We start from the raw sequence: 24,923 nt of genomic DNA on the forward strand, positions 1-24,923 counted from the left end.
CGCATATGGATATTGAAAGCGGTAATCGCCGTTACAAAGAATATTTACTTGAAGCAAACCGCGGTTATTTATTAATTGGTACAGCAGATGCCAATGAAAAAGGCGAATCGATTATTATACGTAAGGCACCTCATATGCTATTAGGCGTCTCCCCCTCAGACTATGTCGTTCGTTGGAACAAAACAGGTCCATTACGTCGAAATTTAGCTATTACCGCCATAATTGCACTTTTTCTGATTGGTGTGATTTTAGTTACGCCGATGGATTATCAAAACGGGCAGCTAAATATGCATTTCGACCAGATCTCATTATTCGGTGATAACTAACATGGAAAAGCTGATTTTTTTCATTATTATCGCTGTTATTAGCTATATTTTTATACGCTATATAATTAATATTTATAACAATATTGTATTCTTGAAAAACAATTGCCATAAAGCATTTGCGAATATAGATGTGCTATTAAAGAAGCAAGTTGAATTAGTTCCTGTATTAACTCAAGTTGCAGATAAAGCGATGGCACATGAAAAACAGCTATTTAAGGAGTTGATTGCCAGCCGTCAGCACTATTTATCCAGTACCGCTATTGAAACCAAAGTCGATACTGCAAACCAATTTCCAGCAAAAATAAAGCCGCTGATTGCTATCGCTGAAAACTATCCAACGCTGATAAGTAAAGGGGTGTTACTGGAATTGCAAACCCAAGTAAAACATATTGAAGACCAAATTGCAGACCGACGTGAGTTTTTCAACCAAACCGTCACACTCTACAATACGGATATTCATGTTTTCCCCAATGTTATTTTTGCCAGGTTATTTCGTTTTAAAGATATCCCCCTACTATTTAGTAAACAGGAGCGCTTACAATGATAAGTATCCCTTTTTCTTGGTTTGGTTTCACGGATTGGCTTATTGAGCAAGAGGCAGGGCTTATCATTATGTTTGCAACATTTGGTACGCTACTGTTAACTTTTGTCGTGCTTACCACCCTCAATATATTCGGGTTAAAAAAGTACTCGCTCTATATTGCTGGCGCGTTATTGTGCTCCATTTTCATAAGCATGATGGTCATGATCCCACTATTACTACTTTTCAGTATTGAAAACTCAATTAAGTTGCAACTTGTTTGGGTGGTGATTGTTGCCAGTTGCTTAATTTCATTTTTAAGCAACCGACATTATTTAGATATCTACTTCAATTCCATTGAAAAGAAAGTGAATAAAGAAGTAAAAAAACAAAATAAGAAACGTAAAAAATAGCACCGACTCTATTTATATTAAACTTGCTCTGCTTCTAATCTTTGCACATAACGGTAATGTGAGAATGTCATTAGCAACGCTATAAAGGCAATTAACGCCCCCAATATAAAACCGCCAGAATAAACTCACCAGCAGAGTGCTCTTCACGGGCTGAATGCGCTTGTGTGAATTTATCTTCGATACGCTGCTGCATAGGGCTCTTACCTAGACGAATAAATAAACAGTGATAGTGACAAAAAAACACCAAGATAACAATGATTATCATTCGCAATAAATAAAGAGAAAATTAATTATTTTAAATTGAAGATTTGACTGTAGCTTTTAGGGTTCAAACGCAAATAAAGAATCAATGTTACTAATACAAAAATCACATGCATTGCCCATACCCATGTAAAACTTTGGCTCAATTGCTGTATCCACGCGGCGCATAATGGCCCAAAGGCTGCAATAATAAATCCTCCAGCCTGCATCAACGAAGTCAATGCGCCTGCGCTAACGGGATGAGGCAAATGATCTAAAGCTGTAATAATACTTAATGCAAAGCAGCCGCCTAGCCCCATACCTAATAACGCGACCCATAAAAGTGGCACATCGCTGGCAAACAGCATCAACCCAGAAAAACCAAGAGCTTGGCAACTGAGCGTGACAATCAGCCAAAAACGACGATCAATATTATGCGAAGCAAACACGGGGATCATGAGTGCAGATAACGCCTGAAACACCGTTAATATGGCAACAAAAGTGCCACTTTGTGCAGCACTCATTCCCTGTTCTTGGAAAAAAGGCGCTAGCCAAGTCACTACAGTGCCATAACCCGCATTAATCAGCCCAAAACCTGCCATCAACAACCATGCTCTCGGTCTTCGTAAGAACGTCAACACTGAGACCTGCTCTGCTTTTGAGCCCCGCTCCGTGTGTACATTCGCCCAAATAGCCAACAGCGCCAACAAAGCAGGGAAAGCAAGCCATGCTAAGGCACTCTGCCAATGGCCTGTCATTTCTTCAACCAAAGGCGTGATCTGTGCGCCAATAGCTCCCCCTGCCATTAACGTGGCTGAATATAATCCTGTCATCATCGCCATTTTTTGGGGGAAATTCGCTTTGATGAGCCCAGGAAATACCGACTGGATATAAGCCGCACCCACTCCACATAAAAAAGCGGTTAATAATAAAGCTGCACCATCAACCACAAAGTAACGAGCGAGTGAACCGACCAGCAGTAATAGCATTGCGCTACTGATACCCGCACGTTCACCTATTCGTTGGTTTAGCATTGGTACAACCAATGCGCCACCCCCCATCAATAACATGGGTAACAATGTTAAAAGCGAAATGCTTTGATAACTCATCCCTGTCGTTTGAATGATATTGTCGATAACAGGCCCTGGGCCCGTCATAAAGGGGCGTAAGTTCACCCCGACTAAAACAATGGTCAGTACTAACGCCAGCGAAGATGGTGCCGCTTTACTCATTTAGATTGCCGTTCCCACCACTGTTGGTACAGTGTACTGCGCGTTTCATCATTGGGTTTTAGTTGCTCAAACCGTAAACCTGATTGCTGCTCAGGAATGACCCTCAGCGCTTTTGCAATCGCATCCGTAGAAAGCCCAAAAGGTGCGGCATCATCGTTTGAATAGGCGTAGACAACCCGAGAGATGCCTGCCATTCGTATGGCTGCAAGGCACATGGGGCAAGGCTGCCCACTTGCATAAACCACACAGTCATCTAATTTCACGCGGCTTAATTTTTGCCCTGCTTGACGCAATGCCATCAGCTCCGCATGGGCGGTTGGATCATTGAGCTCAAGCATTTGATTAACGCCACTCGCAACAACCTGCCCATCACAGACAACAATTGCGCCAAAAGGCCGCCCGCCAGCTCGCACGTTTTCCATTGCTAAGTTGATAGCTTGTTGTAAAAATTGCGTATCCGACATTATTTCGCTCCTGAATTCTCAAGAATTTCAATCAAGTTACGGTAACCTTTACTTTTTGCCAACGTCAGCGGTGATATCCCCGAACCATCAGCTAAGTTAACATCTGCGCCACCTTTGATTAATTCAGTGACAATTTGTGCATACTTATCGCTACCATCACCCAAAATAATCGCTTCAATTAGTGCCGTCCAACCCAATCGATTAACATGATTGACATCAACACCCGCATCAATCAAGGTTTTAACCGTTGCAACATGTCCACGTTCTGCCGCAGGGATCAAAGCAGTTCCCCCGTAGCGATTGGTACTTTTTAAATCAGCGCCATGTTGTAGAGTCAATATTAGTATCTCTTGCAAACCACGCGCCCCTGCGTACAAATAAGGGGAATCTTGCATATTATCCCGTGCATTAACGTCCGCACCTTGCTCAATCAAAAAACGGGCAACTTCAAGATGGTTTTCATGGGTTGCCGCCATCAACGCAGTACGTTGGCGTGAATCGCGCTGTTCAATATCCACACCTTGCTCAGCTAAGGACTTAACACCTTGTAAGTTACCTTGCTCAGCCAATGATACCAAAGAGTTAGCTTGTGGGTTTGCCATACCTTTCCCCATAAATATCAATGAAATCATAAGAATGCTAGCTAAGTGAACCAACCATTTTGCACGTAAAAAGAATGTTTTCATGATTAATCTCCCCTATGACCCTTTAATCTACTGAAAAAGTATGCTATTTAAAAATTAAATAACTAAATGACTGGTATTTATAAAATGAATCCATTGCTCAATCTTGTTTTGTTAAAAACCTTTGTCACTGTTGCTGAAACAGGGAATTTCACCGTGGCTTCACAGCATTTAAATTCAACACAATCAACATTGAGCCAGCAAATTCAACGGCTAGAAGCTTTAGTCGGTCAGCCTTTATTTGTCCGAGGGCACCGCATACTAACCTTAACCGAAACTGGTGAAGTTTTGTTGAGTTATGCAAAAAATATATTGGCGCTCAATGATACCTTCTTTATGAAAATCACTGGCAATGCCGTCATTCAAACTATTCGGCTCGGTTTTCCTGAAGACCTCGCTTCTGACCAAGTCACGCCGACACTGGCCGCATTTATGCAAGCTAACCCCAATCTGCGGTTAGAAGTCACGAGTGGCCTAAGCCGACAACTTCATCAGCGCTACCAACATGGCGAATTAGATTTAATTATTGTGAAACAGAAAAAAGGGGAATTTAAAAGTGATTACCATTGGCCGGAGCCTTTGTGCTGGCTAACAAGCAACCAATATAAACGTTTAAGTAATGATTCAGTACCTTTGGTGGTTTTTCCTGAAAACGGTCTCTACCGTAATGATATGTTCAAATTATTAGATAGTGAACAGCGCCCTTGGCACATAACTTATACTTGTTCTAGCCTTGCAGGTATTCAAAGTGCTATCGCAGATGGGTTAGGTGTTAGTTTATTACCTTTACGAGCAAAACTTCCTCAACATCGAATTTTAACAGAAGAAGAAGGTTTCCCTGCTGCTCAAGAAATGGAAATTGCGATGCATTTCCAAGCAAATACTTCGGATACGGTGACTCAACTCGCTGAGAAACTGGCACAACAATTGGGGGCACGCGAGTGATGAATAAACTGATTGAATTAGAAAAAAAATTACATAACAGTACTAACCGACAGAATAGCGATTTTCTTCGCGAGATATTACATGAGGATTTTTTTGAATTTGGTCGTTCTGGCTTTTCAACCGATAAACTCGATACCTTAGCGTCATTGGCTAATGAAACAGCTAAAACGATTTACGCCGAAAATTTCCACTGTTCGCAATTGAGTGATAATACGGTGTTGATGACTTATATCAGTTTTGAACAGCAAGATGGGGATAAAACCAAGCTAACTAACCGCTCATCTATTTGGCTAAAAAATTCAGCAAACCAATGGCAATTAAGGTTTCATCAAGGGACACCTGCAAATTAACAATAAAGTGGAAATGTATCTCCCACTTTATTGTTAGCACAACATTAATTGGCTGCGTTATTTCTTATTAAAATAGCCTGCGCGAATGGATGCTCCAATTAAATTCACAACAAAACGCCCAGCAGTCACCCCAGTTAGCTTAGAGGGAATATCTTTTGCGGGTGTAATTTCAACGATATCCATACCAACAACGCGACCTTTTTTCACTAAACCGTGAATTAGGCTACGAGCTTGCAAATAAGTCACCCCACCAGGAGCCGGGCCATCAACTCCAGGCATGATACTCGGGTCAATACCATCGGCATCAATACTAATATAGTAGTTCGAATTATCTGGAATGCGGTCTAAAATGGCTTGCATGCCAACCTCATGCAGTTCATAGGCCGGAATAACATGCGCACCATGGTCTTTAGCCGCTTGGTAATCCGCAGGGCGTCCGCTACCTTGTGCACGTAAACCAATTTGGAAAATTTCACCTATATGCTTCATTTCAGAAGCGCGGCGGATCGGGCTTGAAAGGCCGGTATCCACCCCATTAACCTCTTCACGCCAATCTAAATGTGCATCAATATGCACAAGTGTAATCGGTCCTACTTCATCAAATCCCTGCAAAATAGGCGTTGTGATCCCATGATCGCCCCCTAAAACAATGGGAAGTGCTTTAGCTCTTAATAACTGTCGAATTGCCTCAGCTGCACGCTGATGGTGCTCCCCCAAAGGCTTTGATAAATCAGGAATAACATCACCACAGTCAACAAATTTAATATCTTTACGGCCTTGGAGTAGTGGCCCATCAATATCAAAATCATAATGATCTGGATGCCTAACAATTCGGTCACTCATATCACGTAAATATTGTGGAGCACGAGATTGGTCGTTGGTAAATGCATGAGCACTATAAGCTGAACTAAATGGCATCCCTAGTATGGCAATATCCGCTTCAATGTTGGTCAATTCAGTCACTAATTCTGAATATAAAAATGTTTTATGGCCAACATGTGGGGGTGTCGTTAATTTTTTCATACAAACTATTCCTTCTTAGATTTAGTTTTCTTTCTTCTGTTGTTTTTTTATTTCTTAGCCACCAAATGTGTTAGCTAGGAATACAAATAGAGGGACACCAACAATATCCGTTAATACTGTTCCGGCGATTGGTATAATAATGAATGCCTTTCGTGAGAATAAACCATATTTATTACAAATAGCGTCCATAACCACTAAGCCATTTGGTGTTGCACCTAAACCATGTCCAATAAAACCAGCGGACATAACAGCAGCATCATAGTTTTTACCTAATGCGCGATAAACAACAAATATGGCAACTAATATTGTTGTAATAACCTGAGATATTAATATAATCGTTAGTGGTAATGCTAACTCATATAGTTCCCAAAGTTTTAATTTCATCATAGCCATCACTAAAAACATTTCTAGTGATAAAGTAGAAATTAATACTACTGTATTGCGAGATATTTTAATTATTGGTTTTCTTTCATTGATTGAATGAAATATAACACCAACAAACAAACTAAAAATATGTCCAGGAATAGTAAACCCTGTTACTGTACTTATCCATTTTGCTGTCGGCATTCCGATAGCGAGTATGCTTAAAATAACTGCTCCTGTAATAATACATTGTTGAGCCGTAATTTTATCTTCGGTATCGTTACTTTCCGCTAAATTTTCCAAATCAACATGGTCAGTTTCAATTTTTAATTTATTTCTTTGGATCAACCAGTTCCCAACAGGCCCTCCTAGAATTGACCCTGCAATCAAACCAAAAGTCGAAGCCGCTAACCCAACATTCAGGGCTTGGTCGTGACCAAAGGACTCAATCAGCGGTGCTAAAGATGCCGCCATACCATGACCACCTTGCATCGAGGCTTGGCCTGCCATCATAGCAACTAGTGGCTCAATATCTAAAACATATGATAAACCAATGCTGACGCCATTTTGCATAAATGCCAGCCCCCAGCAAATCACCATATAAATTAGCAATATTTTTCCACCACTCACTAATAATTTAACACCTGTCATTAAACCTATTGTGACGAAAAATATATACATCGATAAGTCATATAATGTGTTATCAAAATTAAGCTCAACAATATTAAATTGATAAGCTAACCACATTACAATAGAAAACATAAACCCGCCGATCACCGGACTAGGAATTGAATATTTCATAAAAAATGGAAATTTCTTTATGATTACATTACTAGCAATTAATAATAAGGCCCCTAATGCTGTAAATGTAATCATATCTAATTTTATTGTTAATAATTCATCTGTGACCATAAATTAGAATCCTTTTGTATTTATATATATTTGGATTAATTATTATTTTGTGGCGCCACTTTGGTAATAATCTATTAACAACTACAACTTTAAGATATACGTATCCGCTAGGAATAAAAGTGATATTTTTGATCCTATGGTTTCATAAAATGAAACCTTTTATACAAATAAAAACAATTTTAATAATTAAAATAAAATAGTATTAATTATGCTATTTGTATCCCAATAAAAAATAAGATAGATTAGCATTTAGTGATTGATTTCACGTAATAGGTATAAATATGCATAATAAAAAATTAACTGAAAAAGACTTAAAATCATTACGTGTTTTTACTTCCGTTGCAGAAGCTGGTGGCTTTACCATTGCAGAAAAAAAACTAAATATGTCAAAAGCATCAATAAGCCGCCATATCCGTGAAATTGAAGAAAAACTCGGTGTCCAATTGTGTGAAAGAGGCCCTTCTGGTTTTAAGCTAACTGAGTCAGGTTTATTTGTTATCGAAAAAGCCAATACTGCTTTGAAAGCATTAGATAATATCAAAACTGAAGTCGATGAACGCCATGGGATTTTATCTGGAACATTAGTTATTGGTGTTATTGAACATATATTAACGGATCCACTCTGTCATCTATCAGCCACTATTGCTCAATTTACCCAAGAGGCGCCTAATGTTAAATTAGAGCTAAGCATCCTCAACCATAATCAATTAAATAAAGCGCTTAGTGACAGAACAATTCAAATCGGTATTCGCGGGCAATATCACGAAAATAACCGTTATAATTATCAATTCTTATTTATAGAAAACCATAAACTTTATGTTTCTGCCAATACCGCCAACAACAAACATAATCTAGCATTAGTTTATCGGCCACACCCATTCACTGAAAGTATTTTAGCATCGGGTGAATTTAGCCGAGGCCCTGAAGCCGCCGGCCTTGAGGCTGTAGCCACCTTTATCGCTTCAGGCCACTATGTGGGTATTTTACCGGAAAACTATGCCTCACATATTAATTTCCGCCATTCACTCATAGAAATGAGCGACTCCCCTGTCTTTCATAACCGCATATGTGCAATCACCGAGGCGAGTAAACCGCTAACACAAAGTGAAGCGCTGTTTTTAAAACTACTTTCACAATTAAGTAAAGCACCAGTATCTACATGATCAAAAAATCCCCCAGCAAGTTACCTTACTAGGGGATTAATCACAAAAAACTTAATGCGCGTTAATTACAGTACATCAACACAGTTCAGTTCTTTGAATGCTTGTTCTAAACGAACAACCATTGAATCTTGTGCTTTACGCAGCCACACACGTGGGTCATAGTATTTTTTGTTAGGTTTATCCGCACCTTCTGGGTTACCTAACTGACCTTGCAGATAGCCTTCGTTCTTTTTGTAGTACTGTAAAATACCATCCCAAGTTGCCCACTGAGTATCAGTATCGATGTTCATTTTGATAACACCGTAGCTAACTGCTTCTTTGATTTCAGCAGCACTTGAGCCAGAACCACCGTGGAATACGAAGTCTAAGCTGTTGTGTGGCAGGTTATATTTTTCTGAAACGTAGTCTTGTGAATTACGCAGGATTTTTGGCGTTAACTGAACGTTACCTGGTTTATAAACACCGTGAACGTTACCGAAAGAAGCCGCGATAGTGAAACGCGGGCTTACTGCATTCAGTTTTTCGTATGCATATGCAACATCTTCTGGTTGAGTATACAGCTCAGAACTGTCCATACCTGTGTTATCAACACCGTCTTCTTCACCACCAGTACAGCCTAGTTCGATTTCCAGAGTCATATCGATTTTAGCCATACGCGCTAAATATTTAGCACAGATTTCGATGTTTTCTTCCAGTGTTTCTTCTGACAGGTCAATCATGTGAGAAGAGAACAGTGGTTTACCGGTTTTTGCGTAGTGTTTTTCACCTGCATCTAACAGGCCATCGATCCATGGCAGTAATTTCTTCGCACAGTGGTCAGTATGCAGAATAACAGGAACACCATAGTGCTCAGCCATTTGGTGTACATGATAAGCACCAGAGATCGCACCTAAAATTGCAGCTTGTTGGCCTTCAGCTTTCAGGCCTTTACCTGCGATAAATGCAGCACCGCCATTAGAAAACTGAACAATAACTGGAGCACGAACTTTAGCGGCCGCTTCAAGTACGGCGTTAATTGAATCCGTACCAACACAGTTCACCGCTGGCAATGCAAAGTTATTTTCTTTAGCAACTGCGAAAACTTTCTGTACATCATCACCAGTAAGAACACCCGGTTTAACAAAATCAAAAATTTTAGACATGTGAAAAGGTCCTGTGGTAAACAGGCAGCCTACGCTGCCTGTTGTGTATGAACAATTAATTACGCTTTAGCACGTTCTTCTAGCATCACAACGGCAGGGAGCTTTTTGCCTTCAACGAACTCAAGGAAAGCACCGCCACCAGTAGAGATATATGAAATTTTGTCAGCAATGTCGAATAAATCGATAGCCGCTAGGGTGTCACCACCACCAGCGATAGAGAATGCGTCGCTATCAGCAATCGCTTTTGCAACGATCTCAGTACCTTTACGGAAGTTAGGGAACTCAAACACGCCTACTGGGCCATTCCAAAGAATGGTTTTGGCATTTTTCAGGATCTCAGCCAAACGCTGTGCAGATTCGTCACCTAAATCCAGAATTTGTTCGTCGTCTTTAATTTCAGTACTTGCTTTCAGAGTTGCAGGTGCAGTTTCGGAGAACTCAGTTGCAACGCGAACATCAGTCGGTACTGGAATTTGGCAGTTTGCCAGTAATTTTTTCGCTTCAGGGATTAAGTCTGCTTCATATAATGAGCGACCAACATTGTTGCCTTCCGCTGCGATAAAGGTATTCGCAATACCGCCACCAACAATTAACTGGTCTGCAATTTTAGATAGAGAATCTAATACAGTCAGTTTAGTTGACACTTTAGAACCACCAACAATCGCAACCATTGGGCGAGCTGGGTTATCTAATGCTTTACCTAATGCTTCTAACTCACCACTCAGTAGTGGGCCAGCACAAGCCACTGGAGAGAATTTAGCAACACCATGTGTTGACGCTTGTGCACGGTGAGCCGTACCAAACGCATCCATCACATAAACATCACACAATGCCGCATATTGTTTTGACAGCGTTTCGTCGTCTTTTTTCTCGCCTTTATTAAAGCGAACGTTTTCCAGCACAACTAACTCACCAGCTTCGATGTCAACACCGTTAAGGTAGTCTTTAACTAAACGGACTGGGTAATCCATTTTATCGGCCAGATAGTCAACAACAGGTTGCAGTGAAAACTCTTCGTTGTACTCGCCTTCGGTCGGGCGACCAAGGTGAGAAGTGACCATGACTTTAGCGCCTTGTTTCAGAGCAGCTTCAATTGTTGGTAATGAAGCACGGATACGTGCATCAGAAGTAACTTTGCCATCTTTTACAGGAACGTTTAAGTCAGAACGGATGAATACGCGTTTACCCGCTAAGTCTAAATCGGTCATCTTAATTACAGACATGGTGAATCCTCTCGTTGATTCTCTATAAAGTTTCCATCAGCGACTGTGCAAAACAATAAAGTTATCATGCCCTGCTGTCTGTCAGTCGCCAATTAGTTTAAACCTGCCGCTGCCATTGCTAATGTTGTATCTAGCATCCGGTTAGCAAACCCCCATTCGTTATCACACCAAACCAGGGTTTTAATTAAATGCTTACCACTGACTCGCGTTTGTGTACCATCAATAATAGCACTGTGTGGATCATGATTGAAATCCATCGAGACTAGCGGTAATTCTGTGTAGTCCACTATACCACGAAAATGCCCTTGTGCAGCGCTTCGCAGTAGTTGGTTGACTTTTTCAACACAAACATCGTCATGTACGGTAACACTCAAATCAATCGCTGTCACATTCGTCGTCGGTACACGAACAGAAATGGCTTCAAAGTGGTCTTTAAATTTCGGAAAAATTCGTGTAATTCCTGCGGCTAATTTGGTATCAACAGGAATGATAGACTGACTCGCTGCGCGAGTTCTGCGTAAATCTTTATGATAGGCATCGATAACGGGTTGGTCATTCATTGACGCGTGAATCGTCGTCACTGTCCCCGATTCAATCGAAAATGCCTCATCAAGTAATTTAATAATTGGAATAATACAATTGGTGGTACAAGAAGCATTGGAAACAATCTTGTCTTGAGCGGTTAGGCTTTCATGGTTAACACCATAAACGATAGTGGCATCAAGGTCGTCAGTACCCGGGTGAGAAAATAACACTTTTTTCGCCCCTGCCGCTAAATGCAGTAACCCATCATCCCGTGAGCCATAAGCCCCACTGCAATCTAAAACGACATCAATACCCAGCTCTTTCCAAGGCAACTCATGCAGCTCACGTTGATGAAATAAACGAATATTATCATCACCAACTTGTAAAAGTGTTCCGTTAAGCCGTACATCCCAAGCAAAACGCCCATGGCTGGAATCATACTTCAGCAAATGCGCAATACCTTCAGGTTCAGCAAGCTCGTTAACCGCCACCACGATAATCTCTGCCCGACGGCCAGATTCATACAACGCTCTTAGAACACTTCGACCAATGCGGCCAAAGCCGTTTATTGCTACCCTGATTGCCATTCTACACCTTGTATCTGAGCAAAATCACACGGTTGCTAAGGATAACTGACTCACACCAACTCTACTGCTCATTTTAGCTGTCAAACATCAAAAGTGTGCTTCAACCGACATTTTTAAAAAATATTTTCATTCAGCAACACGCAACTGAAACGGTTCAGCTTATCTAAGGTTAGATTAAGGGATATATTTACAGAACGCAATAGAAAATCCTATATTGGTGCACAAAAAAACAACGCCTAGCTTATCACTAGGCGTTGTTCAGCAAGATAATTAGAAATGAGAACCAAAATTCGGGGCTCATTCCTTCTTATTTTATTTCAGTAAAGATTTCGCAGCTTCAACCGCTTTCTCTACTGTAATACCGAATTCTTTAAACAGAACTTCGGCTGGAGCAGATTCACCAAAGGTATGCATACCGATGATGGCACCGTTTAAACCAGTGTACTTGAACCAGTAATCTGCAATACCCGCTTCGATAGCAACACGTGCTGTCACATTGGCAGGTAAAACAGCTTCGCGGTATGCCGCATCTTGTTTATCAAATGCATCGGTTGATGGCATAGAAACAACACGGACCTTACGGCCTTCTGATGTTAATTGCTCAGCCGCTTTAACGGCCAGTTCCACTTCAGAACCTGTCGCAATAAAGATTAACTCAGGCGTGCCTGCGCAATCTTTCAGAATGTAAGCCCCTTTCTCAATATTGGCTAATTGCTCAGCAGTACGAGGTTGTTGCTCTAAATTTTGACGAGAGAAGATTAATGCGCTTGGGCCATCTTTACGTTCGATAGCATATTTCCACGCCACAGCAGATTCAACTTGGTCACAAGGGCGCCATGTGCTGACATTTGGTGTCACACGCAGACTTGCCAGTTGCTCAACCGGTTGGTGAGTTGGGCCATCTTCACCCAGACCAATAGAGTCGTGAGTATAAACAAAGATGCTACGCACTTTCATCAGTGCTGCCATACGAACCGCATTACGTGCGTATTCAACGAACATCAGGAATGTCGCACCGTAAGGAATGAAACCGCCATGTAACGCAATACCGTTCATGATAGCTGACATACCAAATTCACGAACACCATAGTGAATGTAGTTACCCGCTGGGTCTACGTTCAGTGCTTTGGAGCCTGACCACATGGTTAAGTTACTTGGCGCTAAGTCCGCAGAACCGCCCATAAATTCAGGTAATACTTTACCAAATGCTTCTAATGCATTTTGTGATGCTTTACGGCTTGCGATATTTGCTGGGTTTTGTTGCAGATTTTCAACAAATTGTTTTGCATCCGCGTCAAAGTTAGCAGGTAATTCACCATTCATACGACGAGTGAATTCCGCAGCTAGTTCAGGGAATTGCGCTGCATACGCGGCGAATTTTTTATCCCATGCGCTTTGTTTTTCTTTACCTGCAGTACGAGCATCCCAAGCTTCATAGATATCTTTAGGAATTTCGAATGGGCCGTAGCTCCACCCCAGAGCTTCACGAGTTGCTGCAATTTCAGCATCACCTAAAGGCGCACCGTGAACAGACTCAGAACCCGCTTTGTTTGGTGAACCAAAACCAATAATAGTTTTACACATAATCAGTGTTGGTTTATCAGTTTGGCTTTTCGCTTCATTCACTGCCGCGTTGATCTGTGATGCATCATGGCCGTCGATATCACGGATAACATGCCAACCGTAAGATTCGAAACGTGCAGCGGTATCGTCAGTAAACCAACCTTCAACTTCACCATCAATAGAGATACCGTTGTCATCATAGAATGCGATCAGTTTATTTAATTTCAGTGTACCCGCTAAAGAACACGCTTCGTGCGAGATACCTTCCATCATACAACCATCACCCATGAACACATAAGTGTGGTGGTCAACAACGTGATGGTTAGGGCGGTTAAATTGCGCTGCTAATGTACGTTCTGCAATCGCAAAACCCACTGCATTTGCAATGCCTTGACCTAAAGGACCGGTTGTTGTTTCAACACCTGGAGTATAGCCATATTCTGGGTGGCCCGGTGTTTTAGAGTGTAATTGGCGGAAATTTTTTAACTCTTCAATAGATAAGTCATAACCAGTGAGGTGCAGTAAGCTATAAATCAACATTGAGCCATGGCCGTTTGACAGTACAAAACGGTCACGATCTGCCCAGTGTGGGTCAGCTGGGTTATGATTCATATGGTCACGCCACAGTACTTCAGCAATATCAGCCATGCCCATTGGCGCGCCAGGATGCCCTGATTTTGCTTTTTGAACCGCATCCATACTTAGAAAGCGGATAGCATTAGCAAGGGTTTTACGAGTCGTCATCAGTATACTCCAGGTAGGATAAAAACGTACTTAAACCAATTTTTACAACGCAATACGGATAGTGCTACTTTAATTTCGCTGCAACATGAAAGTATCAATTTACCGAGGTATCGCCATCGGTCTCCTTATCTAAGGAGCCACAACACATCGACAACAAACTGAGCATTTCACGAATAGAGCGATTGAAAGTAACCCAATTCTACCCATACCGCAATATTTGCTATGTTCATGGCAGCAGATCGCTAATAAATTGAACTGCCGCAAAGCTGAATCCATTCCATTGCGCAAAATATCCCTTAATGCTTACATTTTTGCGCAAGTGACTAACCTTATTAAACCTGAGTTCAGTGTCTGGGATCAAGGTGATTTATGCATCTAGCGCATTTAGCTGCCACATTAGTGATAATTGGCAAAGTTTTAGACAAAAAAAAGCCTCAATATGCCCGAATATTTTTGTTTAGATTAAGTCAAATATCCAACCCTTCCAATGATTAGAAATAAATAGAAGTAACATGAATTGAAAAAACAGTAGCAATAAATATTACTGGCTAATCGCAGTTGCCTATAGCCTATAGAATGGTCTATCTCCACACCTAACAAGGAGAAAATAAGAATCGTTCAAAATAATCTAGATAAGCTATTCTGCAAAGCTTATCTAGATTGCTCATCATATATAGATAGTGCGTGCACTTCTAACAACCAACGTTTTTACAACAGAAATTCCTATACAGATCACAGTTCTTATATGTATAGTTTTGAATAAAAGTGGCTTTCAAAAGCCCGCAGTGCAATCTTAATTAGCGGTTAGGTAAATCGGTATATCTAACTTATTAAGTAATAATTAGCGAATCTCTAAGTGAAGAATTGCTTTTAGAACAAACGTGTATAGTATTAGGCACTACAAAACCTATATTCATTTAGTGACCTAATTACAAAGAGGAAGCTTTCCCATTATTATTTCTATAGCACACGACATCCACAGATAAAGACATCATAATTGATATTGCTGAAATTAAAATAAGGGGCACTAGAGAACGTAGTAACCTATCGCTGATTCTATTTTCACTGGTAAAATACCTGATGAGACTATAGAAAATAAATTGGCCTGTAAGACGAAATTTCAGGTCTAAACCCCATGTGCCACAATAGGGTCATGATATTAAAAAGTTGATACTATAGTATCAACCTACTAGACACTGATGTCATATCATATATCTAGTTAGCAAAGTGTAATTTTAACATCATACACATTAAACTAGTTAGTTGAGTTATTAATAAATAAGAGGGCTAAAAACACATTACAAATTATAATTTTACCAATATAACTGGTTTCCTGCCTTTATTCTAAATTCTTCCCACCCTTTAATTGTAATAAATTGTAACTTTCAATGTAGATTCTTTATGCTTCTTAATTAAATATACATTTGTTAACAATTATAATAATTTTACGCTTATTTGGTGTATTTTTTTATTGATCTCCCTAATTTCAACACTATTAAGTGTATTTTTAACCAATTAAACTGGTGAGAAGATATTTTTTAATTAGATAATGCTAAAAAAAACAGAATTAATAGAAAAAACCTATTAAAAGTAAATCTTTAATAGAAATCCTGCCATTTACTCTTTTTTTAATGTATTTATTATAACACTCAATTAAGCAAGCGAGTGAGTGAGCTAACGAATATCATATAAATAGATCTATTAATATTAGAGGCTGAAAAAATGAAAGCTAATATAATTAGTAGTCATGTAGGAAATTATTTACGAAAATCACGCAAAGAAAAAAACATGACAGGAAAACAGTTGGCAGAATTAATTAACATTAGCCAACAACAGGTATCTCGCTATGAAACTGGTAGCAGTTCATTATCGCTAGATCAATTAAATGAAATATTAACCGTTTTAGACAAAAGATGGATTGAAATGATTTACTATATTGATTGTTTCTCTGAAGAAAATAAAAGAAACAATATAAATTTAAGTAAAAAAACAATCGAAATATTACTAAACAGCATGAAAGACATTTAAATATTCTATTTTAAATTCAATAAAACCATATCAATATGTAAAAATTAAATAACTAATTTTACTATTGTTTTCTATCAATATAAAAAGAGAGATTAGTATGTTAAATAAAAAAATGGCTTCTGTATTGTTATCAACAATTATCGCAGCTTCTTTTGCTACAGCTGCAAATGCAGATACACGTACCGCTCAAGCAACAGCAACATGGCAAGCGACTGCAATTAAAGACACGACAAGTATGTTAGTTGTAACTCCATTAAGAAGTTTAACTTTTAATTATGCCGAAGGCCAAAAAAGCTTTAACCAACAGAATGGAGCATTTGATATCGCTATTCAAGGCCAAGCTGGTGCAACAGATTTTAAATTAGCGTCAAAAATTATTGCTAATACATTAGCAAGAACAACTGACGATTCTAAATTAACTGTTGGGGTTAAATGGAATGGCGAAGATTTGACTAAAAATAATGATTTAGTATTAATTGATACATCAACCGGTTTAACTTCTGGTTTAGACAATTTAGCGGCTGATGGCATCTATAATGGCTCTGAGCGTGCAGCAGATCGCGGTGAATTCACCTTTGTTATTGCTGGCGCTGAAGCTGATGGTGCAGCGACTGACTTTAAAGCACTGACTGATGGTACATGGGATGGTGATGTGAAAGTTCAATTTACTGCAACTTGGGACGGTGATTTCACGCCAGCTCCTTAATTCAATATCCCCTTATTAGATAACTAAATATTACGATAAAGATACTATAGGGAAATAATATCTTTATCGTCATTCATTTTTGAAATTTACGATTATGAAAAAGATAACATTAGCATTAATTTTATTATCATGGTTACCATTAAAAAGCAGTTTTGCTGTCAACGTGGGAAATATTACTGAAATAATATCATCGAATGAAGACACCTTATCTAAAGAAATTGAAAACACAGTAGATACAGCAAGATTGGTAAATTTAACGATAGAAAAAATAGATTCACCACTTGATACTGGAAAAGTAATTACAGTTACTGATCCTAATGAAATATTATCAACACCCGCTAATTTAATTCTTCCAGGGCATGCAAAAGATATATTTAAGATAATTTATCAAGGCCCAAAAGATAATAAAGAACGTTACTATCGATTAAATTGGAAAGATGATCCTATTGGCGAGAGTGGTGTTACACAAAGTGCGAAATCGGCATCAGCAACAACATCAGCAACAATTAGCACAATTCTTGTTGTCGCACCAAGAATTGAAAACTTTAATTATAAATATACTAATGCCCAAGTTTCAAATACTGGAAATAGCACCTTCCGTGTAGTGGCTTCAGGCCCTTGTTTAGCAGAAAAACAAAAATATGGAGTGGATGGTATTTGTCGCGAGCGTTATTACCTCATGCCAAACTTAGCCGTCAAATTACAATTTGTCGATGTCACAAATAAAAAATCAAGCGTAGGTATTTGGCACAAAGGAGAGTTCATTGTTGTCAAATAATTAAGAATGGACTTAAATTATGCGTAAGAGTGCTATTGCTTTATCAATATTAAGTATTATTTTTTCGAATACAATTAATGCCAATGAAATGAAAAGCGTTAAGATCGGTGGATATATTATTCCTCCTGCATTTGTTAGTGCATTGGAAGAAGGAATGTCTGTACCTGTTTTTTTACGACTAAATGATGATGCAGCAACCAATCAGAGCGAAAGTAAAATTGCAGATGCAGTTATTGTAATCGATCATGGTAATATTAAATTATCAAGTATTCATCTCATTGAAAATGAGCAAGGTGCGAAATTAAATAATTTACTAGTTGATAAACTTGAAGAAAAAAAGGATGCCATTTTTAATGAAAGTAATGGTATTATTATTGATAATAATGCAACCCTTCAATTAAACATTTCTTCTTTTAATTTATCATTAGATGTTGATAAAGCTGCTTTTTCGCCAAAAGAACATGCGCGGCAATCTGTACTAGGAAATTCTTCAGTTAATTCATTTTCAGCGGTAGCTAACTATGATTTAGGGGTATTCCAGAGCCGTGTTAAAGATTCAAAAGATACATCCAGCAGCTATTTCAATTTAGATACATTATTCGCAGCTGCGGAACATCACTTTAATGTAAATGCATCAGCATATAGCATTGGAAAATCTAATTCTAATTTTGAGCTGTATCGTGCAATGTATGAGCGTGATTTCAACGGATTTCGTTTTGCACTTGGGCTCATGAGTACGTGGAATTTACAGTCTATTGCCAGCTTAACTACCCTTAGCAGCAGTAAAATTTATGCGGCATCAATAGGAAACAATTCCTCAAGTATGGTGACAAATAAGCAGCAATCACTTACGCCGATTTATGCTTTTTTAAATAGCCCAGGCGAAGTACGCATTTATCGGCAAGGTAAATTATTAAATATTCAAAATTTTCCAATGGGTAATTTTGAAGTTGATACCAGTGTACTACCCTATGGTATTTACGACGTCACTATTGAGACAGTTATCGATGGCAAAATTGTCACAACACAGCACCAAACAATTAATAAATCCTTCGGTGCGATAACGGGCGGTTTTGATAAACTCAATTGGGAAATTTATGGTGGTTATATTGACTTTGATAAGCGCCATTATGTAAGAAATGAAGGCTCAACGAGTCAAACTCCGAGTAAAAGCCATTTAATCGGAGCCTCTTTCGCTTATAACTTCCCAGTGTTGTCTGGCGTGCGTTTTCAAATGTCAAATTATGGGTTTGATAAATTTGTTGTACAAGAAACGAGTATCAACGCGGCTTTAAATAACTATATCTCAGTTAACTGGCAAGGGATGCTAGAAAACCATGGTAGTTATCGGAACATTGCGACTCTTTCTATCAATATACCTGAAGGTTACGGTTCTTTATGGGCATCTAAAGAAAAAACTGTAGTGAGTGGTGATTTACCACTTTATGATGCTGACAGTTATTCTTATGGCGGAACCATTAATTTTGACAAAATAATTGATAGAACTGGGTCACTGACTATTAGTAATACTAAAGATCGCCGTATTGGCAGTGATTCAATTAACTATGAATATGCGAATACATTATTCTCTGGCCGTTATGGAACGGTGGGGCTAAGAGCGGGTGTACAGCGCTATCATTATGATAACCAAAATAGTACCAACGAAAAATATATTAACCTCGATTTTTCCTTACCTTTATCAACATGGTTGAGTACGGGTGTTTCCTCAACAAATGGTAATGTGAAAGCAAATATTTATGCGAATAAAAATTTTGAAAATTCGGTGATTACCAATGCAGGGGTTTCTGTCTCCAAATTAGTCCGAGATAAAGATAATGGTGAATCCAATTTTTCAACATTAGGCTATGCTTCTTATGATACTAAATATAATTCAGGTACCGTAACGATTAATCGCCCCGATAATAACAGACTTAATGGCAATTTAACCTCTCGTGGCTCTGTGGCATATAGCAACGGCATGATCATGCCAAGTGGGCAGCAAGGTAAATCAGGCGTCATTATTAATTCCGATATAAAAGGTAGCGGCAGCATGGTCGCAAAAGTAAATGGGCAGAATTACCCAATTAGTGGAAAAAATACCTTTATTCCATTATCCCCTTATTCGGATTATGACATTCAACTAATGAATGACGGAAAATCAAAAGACAGTTTTGATATTGTTTCAGGGCGAAATAAATCCGTCACATTATACCCAGGAAACATTGCTCTTTATCAACCTGAGGTAAGGCAACTAGTCACGGTATTTGGTCGTCTGAAATCACCAAATGGTGAATATATAAAATATGCCTCAATTCGAAATCATATTGGTCGAACAAAAACGGACCAAAATGGTGAGTTTTCCATGGATGTTGACGTCCGATATCCAGTGATATCGTTATTACAAGATGATCAGCAAACAATTTGCGAAGCAGATTTAAACCTTCAAGGTGCACGTGGTGCATTGTGGGTCGGTGAGGTGACATGTGAACCTCAAGAAGCATTTGCTAAACGTTAATTATCACTTTAAAGGCTAATTTAATATGCGATTATTATCGATAACAGCACTTTTTATTTCATTTTCGGTTCTAATACCGAATTCGTTTTCTGCAACTGCACCATTACAAGAGTATGTCATTGTTGAAAACCAAGTTGATAACGAATTCTTTATTGTTGCTAATAGAGTTGACCCTCGCTTCTCGGGCTCAAATGTATTCACAAAATACCAGCGCAATAGACAATATAGTTTAGGCTATATGGGATATACAGGAACACCTTTTAGCTCAACATATAATACAGGTGATATCTGGTTAGAAAATTCTCCCGTAAGCCAACCTTTTATCGGAAATCGTTGCATGACAAATAACCGAAATTGCCCGGCAACGTCTTATTGGTCAGCTCAGCAGTTACGAGATAATGGTGCATATAAAATCCAACAAACAGGAACACCGGGTGAGTCTGGATATTCAAGACCGATATTTTCTGAATCTTTTTATCGCTGGTTAGCCGAAATACCACCAGGAACAGAATATACTTTTGATTTAAGAACCTGCACAAGCCGCGACGATTATGATTTAAGTAATACGACCTGTATGACGAGTGGAGGAAGAACGACAACACAACAACACTACATTCCAACCAATAAAAAAGGCAATATTATTCTAAAAGGAACGGGCGCCTTACAAGAAGTCTTTGTGGATAGCAATGGCAATCCAACTATTGGACTCGGTTCTAATTTTTGCTCGACAGGGATTGTTGGAAATACTTCTGGAATTATTTGTAAGTTGGTTGAATTAGAAACCCAAGGACAATCTATCGGCGGAACATTTACAGTTCGTATGTATATTGATAGTGCAAAGTTAGGTTTAGCTAGGGACCCCCGTGCTGCACTTATTCAATATAAAGGAAGTAACAGCACGCGCTGGACAAATTGGTCATCAACAACAAACATGTCAGAGATCTTTAATAATGGTTCACAAAATATTGAAGTTTTTCTCTCAAATGAATATTTAAAATCAATTGTTGACGCTTCACCTAATTCAACAGTCACACTTGCTGATAGTGTATATACTTTTGGTTTTCAATCACCACTTCCTCAATCTGGATTTTACGAATTTACACCTTCAAATTTCTTAATAATTAAGCCGAGAGATTATGGAATTAGCATTATTCCTGCAGATTTTAATCCAAACCAATCCAAAACAGGAAAAGTCGGCAATGATGAACCACCGATAGAATTTAATTATATCGTCACGACTAGCGGGCCAAGGCAAGCGGATTCTATTACAGCAAAAGTTGAAGGACCAAACACAACATTAAAAGGACAGTCATACTGCTTATTTACCTCGAGCGATAATAAACTTAATGTCCCTTTTTCCGCTTATCTTTCATTTAAAAATGAAAATGGTACTAAAGAATCACACCGAGCAAGTTGTGATAATAATGAAATTTCATTAAAAAATGCATTATGGTCTGAAACACCATGGGATAGACCTAATGAGGATTTAGGATCTTTTTATCGAACTAACTTAGATTTATCATTCCCAATGAATGACTCTGAATCATTTTTTACATTGGATGGTATTGATTGGTTAGGAACCGTTTCTGCAAGTGGCACAATAACTGTCAAAGCAATTTGGACCGGGCCCGATATTCAATAATATCTAATAACTACTTTTGGGGCTACTTGTAAAAGTTCAAGTGGCCCTTTTATTGAACCCCATATACTCTTAAATTTTAGTTGGATTTTTTAATATGAAACCATTTTATTTACTTAAAATCCTATTATTGATTTTGCTATCAGTGTCTTGCAATAATGCTATTGCTTTATATATCAATGCAGATATTTCTTCGATGGAGTCAGGGCAAGAGTTTTTTTCTAAGCCATACATCAACGACACAGATAAAACTAATTTATATAATTTTAGTGCCTACAAAATTGATAAACCAGGTAACCAAGAACATGGGGCACCTCTCCATAACGGCGAGATTATTTTTACTCCATTGAAGAAAATTTTATTACCTGGGGAACAAGAATTTTTTAAGATTTTTTATCGAGGAGAAGCCGATGAGACCGAGCGCTATTATAAGATTATCATTAGCGAAACCCCTCTTGATATGCGTAGTGATAATGAACAAAAAAAGCGACCTTTATTTTATCCAACGGTTAGCCTAGAAACCTATTTTGTTGTGAGACCTAAAAAACCAGATTTTAAATATGAGCTTAATCCAAGCACTAGTATTCTAAAAAATACGGGTAATACCTATTTTAGAGTGCTCTTACATGAAAACTGTGATGCTAATGATGATTCCGAGCCTTATCTATTTTACTTATTACCCGGCCAAGAATCTAAAGATGAGCGTCTTAAAAAGAAAAGCCGTAAATATATTGTAATATTTGATAAATATTACCCAATTGGCAACTGCACCTAAAATTCAATCATATCAATTAATTAAAAAAATAAAATGACAAATTTGGCTATACTACTATTAAAATAAACATTGAATTACCTAATCATAATTCGACAGGTACTCTGTATCTATAATTACCTTAAAGCATTACAAATTCATAAAATTCAGTTCTAAAAAATCATTTCCGCCTATTAAAAATAGCAAATTAATTTAGGTTTCCATGACTTGAAATAGTGGTTAATACTGCTTTTTATCTGTATATAAAACATCAAAACAAAAAATGTCAGTTTCATTAATACAATACACTGAAATTTTTGTCATTACATATATAACCAATCGTTATAAAAAAAAATTTATTTTCATATTTTCTTCTCAAAAAAAGAGTAGTATATTACACTGATATAATTACTTTAAAATCAATGACTATCATGTTAGCTAAAGTGATCAAACTAAGCACATATTTTAATAACTAAATAAGAGTCATGTATGATATATATACTGAACAACATAATAAAATATAACTCTGACTTAGGTGAAATATTTAGGGTGGACACAGAACTCAGTGTAATGAAATTAACACCCGTGTTGAATTATATTTTTATAATACTAATTCAGAATAATAAAGCGACTATCACTCGTGAAGAGATACTAAAAAAAATACTAAATAAATATGACCTAAAAGTTTCGATAAACACCCTTAACCAATACATTAGTACATTAAGAAAAGTATTACATCAACAGCTTTTAGTTGAAAATGCAATTCTAAGCATATCAAAAAAAGGCCTTGTTATCTCTTCTGAAATTCAAATTGAAGAATCGATTGCCAAATTCAATAATAAAATAGAGAAAAGCCTAGCCCCCCCTCCCACTTCAAGCAATAAATCTAACAAATCACTATTACTTAGTGATAAAAATCATATTATTAAAAAAACATTATTGATAATTAGTGTTTTTTTACTTTTGGTGATTATTTACCTTATAAATCAAATTCATGCAATAAAATTTCCATATGCATCAATACAGTCATACAAAATTAGCACAATTGGAGATTGCCCTGTTTATGGGTTCAAAGATAACTATGAAAAAAACATGAGTGACACAATAAGCAAACAAGCAATTGATTTTAACTTAACCTGTGAAGATTCTGATGTTTTTTATTATTATAACAATATACAAAACTTAGGGAAAAACAAACATAGCTTATTAGTAAAATGCAAAAAAAATAAAGAATGCATTTCAACAAGAGTAAATTGGCAGGATAAAAATGACTAATAAAACACTATATTCATTGATACTATTATTTTCATTAATTATCGTTTTCTTGTTATTTAACTTGAATTTAGAAAAAAGTAAAACACAATATTGTGAAGCAACTGTTTCCTCTAATTTCATATTAGCTAATAATAAATCATCATATACACTAAATATGAAATTAGTAAAAAACAATGATAACAGTGGATATATTAAATTATTAGGAACAATTACAACTGATAAGACATATACTGTTAATCGAGTTGTTCATTTCAATCAATCATCAAGAAAGTATATAAAAGATTTAAAGTTAACCATAAGTTATGATAGAAAATCTTCAAATGACAATGTTCCTGATGATATATTCGAAAAATATTTTAAAGCATTCAATCTAAACTCAATTGCATATGTAGAAATTGATGAGATAACTTCTGATTGGTACCTTTTTTCCAGTTCGTTTGGCCCTTATTTTGTCTGTAGCAGGCAAGATAAATTAAATACAATTTAACACATAGCGTTCTACTTATAAAGTAGTTCGCTCAGGTAATCGCTAATATTACATCTCTGATTCCTATTAACCTTTTCATTTTTTCTCCAACTAAGCAGGCTTGATTATACTTTTACCTATAATTAAATTTATATGCTACCTACCGATAAGTACCAAATCAACCCTAAATAAATCACTATTTCAACTTAATCTATAAATATTTTTTTGTAATTTTATGTAAAAATATAAATACTTACTTTTATATGACTATAAATGCATTTTTTTCATTTATTATTTATTATATTCTCACTTTTAAGCCAATCCCTAAGATTGACATAACGCATTGT

At 37.6% G+C, this 24,923-nt stretch carries 23 protein-coding genes; 14 read left to right on the forward strand and 9 right to left on the reverse strand.

The window, feature by feature from the left end:
* The first annotated feature begins 5 nt into the window (after nucleotides 1-5).
* From SJ312_RS10165 to SJ312_RS10175, 3 genes are read left to right on the forward strand one after another with little or no spacing between them, the layout of a single operon-like run.
* On the forward strand, nucleotides 6-326 hold the full coding sequence (locus tag SJ312_RS10165) for a hypothetical protein (protein WP_319867590.1): 321 nt from the start codon (nucleotides 6-8) through the stop codon (nucleotides 324-326).
* Between the two features lies 1 nt (nucleotide 327).
* Nucleotides 328-870: a LemA family protein gene (locus tag SJ312_RS10170; protein ID WP_153673735.1), complete on the forward strand. Its 543-nt coding sequence runs from the start codon at nucleotides 328-330 to the stop codon at nucleotides 868-870.
* Nucleotides 867-1,259 carry a hypothetical protein gene (locus SJ312_RS10175; protein WP_004905366.1) on the forward strand — a complete coding sequence of 131 codons (393 nt, stop codon included), beginning with the start codon at nucleotides 867-869 and terminating at the stop codon, nucleotides 1,257-1,259. The genes SJ312_RS10170 and SJ312_RS10175 overlap by 4 nt, the downstream gene beginning before the upstream one ends.
* 290 nt (nucleotides 1,260-1,549) lie before the next feature.
* Here the strand turns inward: SJ312_RS10175 and SJ312_RS10180 are convergent, their stop codons facing one another.
* Genes SJ312_RS10180 through SJ312_RS10190 form a run of 3 tightly spaced genes read right to left on the reverse strand, consistent with a single transcriptional unit; the run spans nucleotide 1,550 to nucleotide 3,881 of the window.
* A complete protein-coding gene (locus SJ312_RS10180) occupies nucleotides 1,550-2,731 on the reverse strand; it encodes a cyanate transporter (protein WP_319867591.1) in 1,182 nt (393 codons plus the stop codon).
* The gene (locus SJ312_RS10185) at nucleotides 2,728-3,195 is read right to left on the reverse strand and encodes a nucleoside deaminase (RefSeq protein WP_004905373.1); all 468 of its coding nucleotides are present in this window, start codon (nucleotides 3,193-3,195) and stop codon (nucleotides 2,728-2,730) included. The genes SJ312_RS10180 and SJ312_RS10185 overlap by 4 nt, the downstream gene beginning before the upstream one ends.
* Complete coding sequence (locus SJ312_RS10190) at nucleotides 3,195-3,881, reverse strand: ankyrin repeat domain-containing protein (RefSeq protein WP_153673733.1); 687 nt, start codon at nucleotides 3,879-3,881, stop codon at nucleotides 3,195-3,197. Before SJ312_RS10190 ends, SJ312_RS10185 begins: the two co-directional genes overlap by 1 nt.
* 84 nt (nucleotides 3,882-3,965) lie before the next feature.
* On the opposite strand from SJ312_RS10190, the gene SJ312_RS10195 reads away from it, so the two are divergent.
* Together SJ312_RS10195 and SJ312_RS10200 are read left to right on the forward strand one after the other, a co-directional pair.
* Nucleotides 3,966-4,823: a LysR substrate-binding domain-containing protein gene (locus tag SJ312_RS10195; RefSeq protein WP_272574843.1), complete on the forward strand. Its 858-nt coding sequence runs from the start codon at nucleotides 3,966-3,968 to the stop codon at nucleotides 4,821-4,823.
* Nucleotides 4,823-5,173 carry a DUF4440 domain-containing protein gene (locus SJ312_RS10200; RefSeq protein WP_165879170.1) on the forward strand — a complete coding sequence of 117 codons (351 nt, stop codon included), beginning with the start codon at nucleotides 4,823-4,825 and terminating at the stop codon, nucleotides 5,171-5,173. The genes SJ312_RS10195 and SJ312_RS10200 overlap by 1 nt, the downstream gene beginning before the upstream one ends.
* A gap of 57 nt (nucleotides 5,174-5,230) precedes the next feature.
* Here the strand turns inward: SJ312_RS10200 and SJ312_RS10205 are convergent, their stop codons facing one another.
* Nucleotides 5,231-6,196: an agmatinase gene (locus SJ312_RS10205; RefSeq protein ID WP_094962160.1), complete on the reverse strand. Its 966-nt coding sequence runs from the start codon at nucleotides 6,194-6,196 to the stop codon at nucleotides 5,231-5,233.
* 54 nt (nucleotides 6,197-6,250) lie between these two features.
* Nucleotides 6,251-7,471, reverse strand: a complete 1,221-nt coding sequence (locus tag SJ312_RS10210; RefSeq protein WP_262960661.1) for a sodium/glutamate symporter — start codon at nucleotides 7,469-7,471, stop codon at nucleotides 6,251-6,253.
* Between the two features lie 281 nt (nucleotides 7,472-7,752).
* Between SJ312_RS10210 and SJ312_RS10215 the strand changes: the two genes are divergently transcribed.
* Nucleotides 7,753-8,634: a LysR family transcriptional regulator gene (locus SJ312_RS10215; protein WP_110592383.1), complete on the forward strand. Its 882-nt coding sequence runs from the start codon at nucleotides 7,753-7,755 to the stop codon at nucleotides 8,632-8,634.
* Nucleotides 8,635-8,699: 65 nt separating this feature from the next.
* Here the strand turns inward: SJ312_RS10215 and fbaA are convergent, their stop codons facing one another.
* The 4 genes from fbaA to tkt all read right to left on the reverse strand — a co-directional run bounded on the left by fbaA (nucleotide 8,700) and on the right by tkt (nucleotide 14,418).
* A complete protein-coding gene (gene fbaA, locus SJ312_RS10220; protein ID WP_094962157.1) occupies nucleotides 8,700-9,776 on the reverse strand; it encodes a class II fructose-bisphosphate aldolase in 1,077 nt (358 codons plus the stop codon).
* A 59-nt stretch (nucleotides 9,777-9,835) separates the two neighbouring features.
* On the reverse strand, nucleotides 9,836-10,999 hold the full coding sequence (gene pgk, locus SJ312_RS10225; RefSeq protein WP_004905385.1) for a phosphoglycerate kinase: 1,164 nt from the start codon (nucleotides 10,997-10,999) through the stop codon (nucleotides 9,836-9,838).
* Between the two features lie 92 nt (nucleotides 11,000-11,091).
* Nucleotides 11,092-12,111 carry an erythrose-4-phosphate dehydrogenase gene (epd, locus tag SJ312_RS10230; protein ID WP_319867594.1) on the reverse strand — a complete coding sequence of 340 codons (1,020 nt, stop codon included), beginning with the start codon at nucleotides 12,109-12,111 and terminating at the stop codon, nucleotides 11,092-11,094.
* Between the two features lie 312 nt (nucleotides 12,112-12,423).
* On the reverse strand, nucleotides 12,424-14,418 hold the full coding sequence (gene tkt / locus SJ312_RS10235; protein WP_165879144.1) for a transketolase: 1,995 nt from the start codon (nucleotides 14,416-14,418) through the stop codon (nucleotides 12,424-12,426).
* A 1,722-nt stretch (nucleotides 14,419-16,140) separates the two neighbouring features.
* Here tkt and SJ312_RS10240 point away from each other — a divergent pair.
* The 8 genes from SJ312_RS10240 to SJ312_RS10275 all read left to right on the forward strand — a co-directional run bounded on the left by SJ312_RS10240 (nucleotide 16,141) and on the right by SJ312_RS10275 (nucleotide 24,597).
* Nucleotides 16,141-16,446, forward strand: a complete 306-nt coding sequence (locus tag SJ312_RS10240) for a helix-turn-helix domain-containing protein (RefSeq protein ID WP_004905391.1) — start codon at nucleotides 16,141-16,143, stop codon at nucleotides 16,444-16,446.
* A gap of 97 nt (nucleotides 16,447-16,543) precedes the next feature.
* Nucleotides 16,544-17,152, forward strand: coding sequence for a common pilus major fimbrillin subunit EcpA (ecpA, locus tag SJ312_RS10245; RefSeq protein ID WP_004905392.1), 609 nt, complete (start codon nucleotides 16,544-16,546; stop codon nucleotides 17,150-17,152).
* 94 nt (nucleotides 17,153-17,246) lie between these two features.
* Nucleotides 17,247-17,930 (forward strand): hypothetical protein, encoded by a 684-nt coding sequence (locus tag SJ312_RS10250; protein ID WP_096864798.1) that lies wholly within the window; start codon nucleotides 17,247-17,249, stop codon nucleotides 17,928-17,930.
* Between the two features lie 19 nt (nucleotides 17,931-17,949).
* The gene (locus SJ312_RS10255) at nucleotides 17,950-20,445 is read left to right on the forward strand and encodes a TcfC E-set like domain-containing protein (RefSeq protein WP_319867596.1); all 2,496 of its coding nucleotides are present in this window, start codon (nucleotides 17,950-17,952) and stop codon (nucleotides 20,443-20,445) included.
* 25 nt (nucleotides 20,446-20,470) lie between these two features.
* Complete coding sequence (locus SJ312_RS10260) at nucleotides 20,471-22,087, forward strand: fimbrial protein (protein WP_094962153.1); 1,617 nt, start codon at nucleotides 20,471-20,473, stop codon at nucleotides 22,085-22,087.
* Between the two features lie 94 nt (nucleotides 22,088-22,181).
* Nucleotides 22,182-22,859, forward strand: coding sequence for a fimbrial protein (locus SJ312_RS10265; protein WP_110592385.1), 678 nt, complete (start codon nucleotides 22,182-22,184; stop codon nucleotides 22,857-22,859).
* Between the two features lie 525 nt (nucleotides 22,860-23,384).
* Complete coding sequence (locus tag SJ312_RS10270; protein WP_319867599.1) at nucleotides 23,385-24,110, forward strand: helix-turn-helix domain-containing protein; 726 nt, start codon at nucleotides 23,385-23,387, stop codon at nucleotides 24,108-24,110.
* A complete protein-coding gene (locus tag SJ312_RS10275; protein ID WP_004905400.1) occupies nucleotides 24,103-24,597 on the forward strand; it encodes a FidL-like protein in 495 nt (164 codons plus the stop codon). Before SJ312_RS10270 ends, SJ312_RS10275 begins: the two co-directional genes overlap by 8 nt.
* Nucleotides 24,598-24,923: the final 326 nt, after the last annotated feature.

Origin of the sequence: Providencia sp. CIM-Carb-044 (genome assembly GCF_033901115.1) — a bacterium.
GTDB lineage: Bacteria > Pseudomonadota > Gammaproteobacteria > Enterobacterales > Enterobacteriaceae > Providencia > Providencia hangzhouensis.

Bases quoted from the DNA above. Each gene is read 5' to 3' on its own strand.
- SJ312_RS10165 (WP_319867590.1), top strand. From the start codon at position 6: ATGGATATTGAAAGCGGTAATCGCCGTTACAAAGAATATTTACTTGAA.
- SJ312_RS10170 (WP_153673735.1), top strand. From the start codon at position 328: ATGGAAAAGCTGATTTTTTTCATTATTATCGCTGTTATTAGCTATATT.
- SJ312_RS10175 (WP_004905366.1), top strand. From the start codon at position 867: ATGATAAGTATCCCTTTTTCTTGGTTTGGTTTCACGGATTGGCTTATT.
- SJ312_RS10180 (WP_319867591.1), bottom strand. From the start codon at position 2,731: ATGAGTAAAGCGGCACCATCTTCGCTGGCGTTAGTACTGACCATTGTT.
- SJ312_RS10185 (WP_004905373.1), bottom strand. From the start codon at position 3,195: ATGTCGGATACGCAATTTTTACAACAAGCTATCAACTTAGCAATGGAA.
- SJ312_RS10190 (WP_153673733.1), bottom strand. From the start codon at position 3,881: ATGAAAACATTCTTTTTACGTGCAAAATGGTTGGTTCACTTAGCTAGC.
- SJ312_RS10195 (WP_272574843.1), top strand. From the start codon at position 3,966: ATGAATCCATTGCTCAATCTTGTTTTGTTAAAAACCTTTGTCACTGTT.
- SJ312_RS10200 (WP_165879170.1), top strand. From the start codon at position 4,823: ATGAATAAACTGATTGAATTAGAAAAAAAATTACATAACAGTACTAAC.
- SJ312_RS10205 (WP_094962160.1), bottom strand. From the start codon at position 6,196: ATGAAAAAATTAACGACACCCCCACATGTTGGCCATAAAACATTTTTA.
- SJ312_RS10210 (WP_262960661.1), bottom strand. From the start codon at position 7,471: ATGGTCACAGATGAATTATTAACAATAAAATTAGATATGATTACATTT.
- SJ312_RS10215 (WP_110592383.1), top strand. From the start codon at position 7,753: ATGCATAATAAAAAATTAACTGAAAAAGACTTAAAATCATTACGTGTT.
- fbaA (WP_094962157.1), bottom strand. From the start codon at position 9,776: ATGTCTAAAATTTTTGATTTTGTTAAACCGGGTGTTCTTACTGGTGAT.
- pgk (WP_004905385.1), bottom strand. From the start codon at position 10,999: ATGTCTGTAATTAAGATGACCGATTTAGACTTAGCGGGTAAACGCGTA.
- epd (WP_319867594.1), bottom strand. From the start codon at position 12,111: ATGGCAATCAGGGTAGCAATAAACGGCTTTGGCCGCATTGGTCGAAGT.
- tkt (WP_165879144.1), bottom strand. From the start codon at position 14,418: ATGACGACTCGTAAAACCCTTGCTAATGCTATCCGCTTTCTAAGTATG.
- SJ312_RS10240 (WP_004905391.1), top strand. From the start codon at position 16,141: ATGAAAGCTAATATAATTAGTAGTCATGTAGGAAATTATTTACGAAAA.
- ecpA (WP_004905392.1), top strand. From the start codon at position 16,544: ATGTTAAATAAAAAAATGGCTTCTGTATTGTTATCAACAATTATCGCA.
- SJ312_RS10250 (WP_096864798.1), top strand. From the start codon at position 17,247: ATGAAAAAGATAACATTAGCATTAATTTTATTATCATGGTTACCATTA.
- SJ312_RS10255 (WP_319867596.1), top strand. From the start codon at position 17,950: ATGCGTAAGAGTGCTATTGCTTTATCAATATTAAGTATTATTTTTTCG.
- SJ312_RS10260 (WP_094962153.1), top strand. From the start codon at position 20,471: ATGCGATTATTATCGATAACAGCACTTTTTATTTCATTTTCGGTTCTA.
- SJ312_RS10265 (WP_110592385.1), top strand. From the start codon at position 22,182: ATGAAACCATTTTATTTACTTAAAATCCTATTATTGATTTTGCTATCA.
- SJ312_RS10275 (WP_004905400.1), top strand. From the start codon at position 24,103: ATGACTAATAAAACACTATATTCATTGATACTATTATTTTCATTAATT.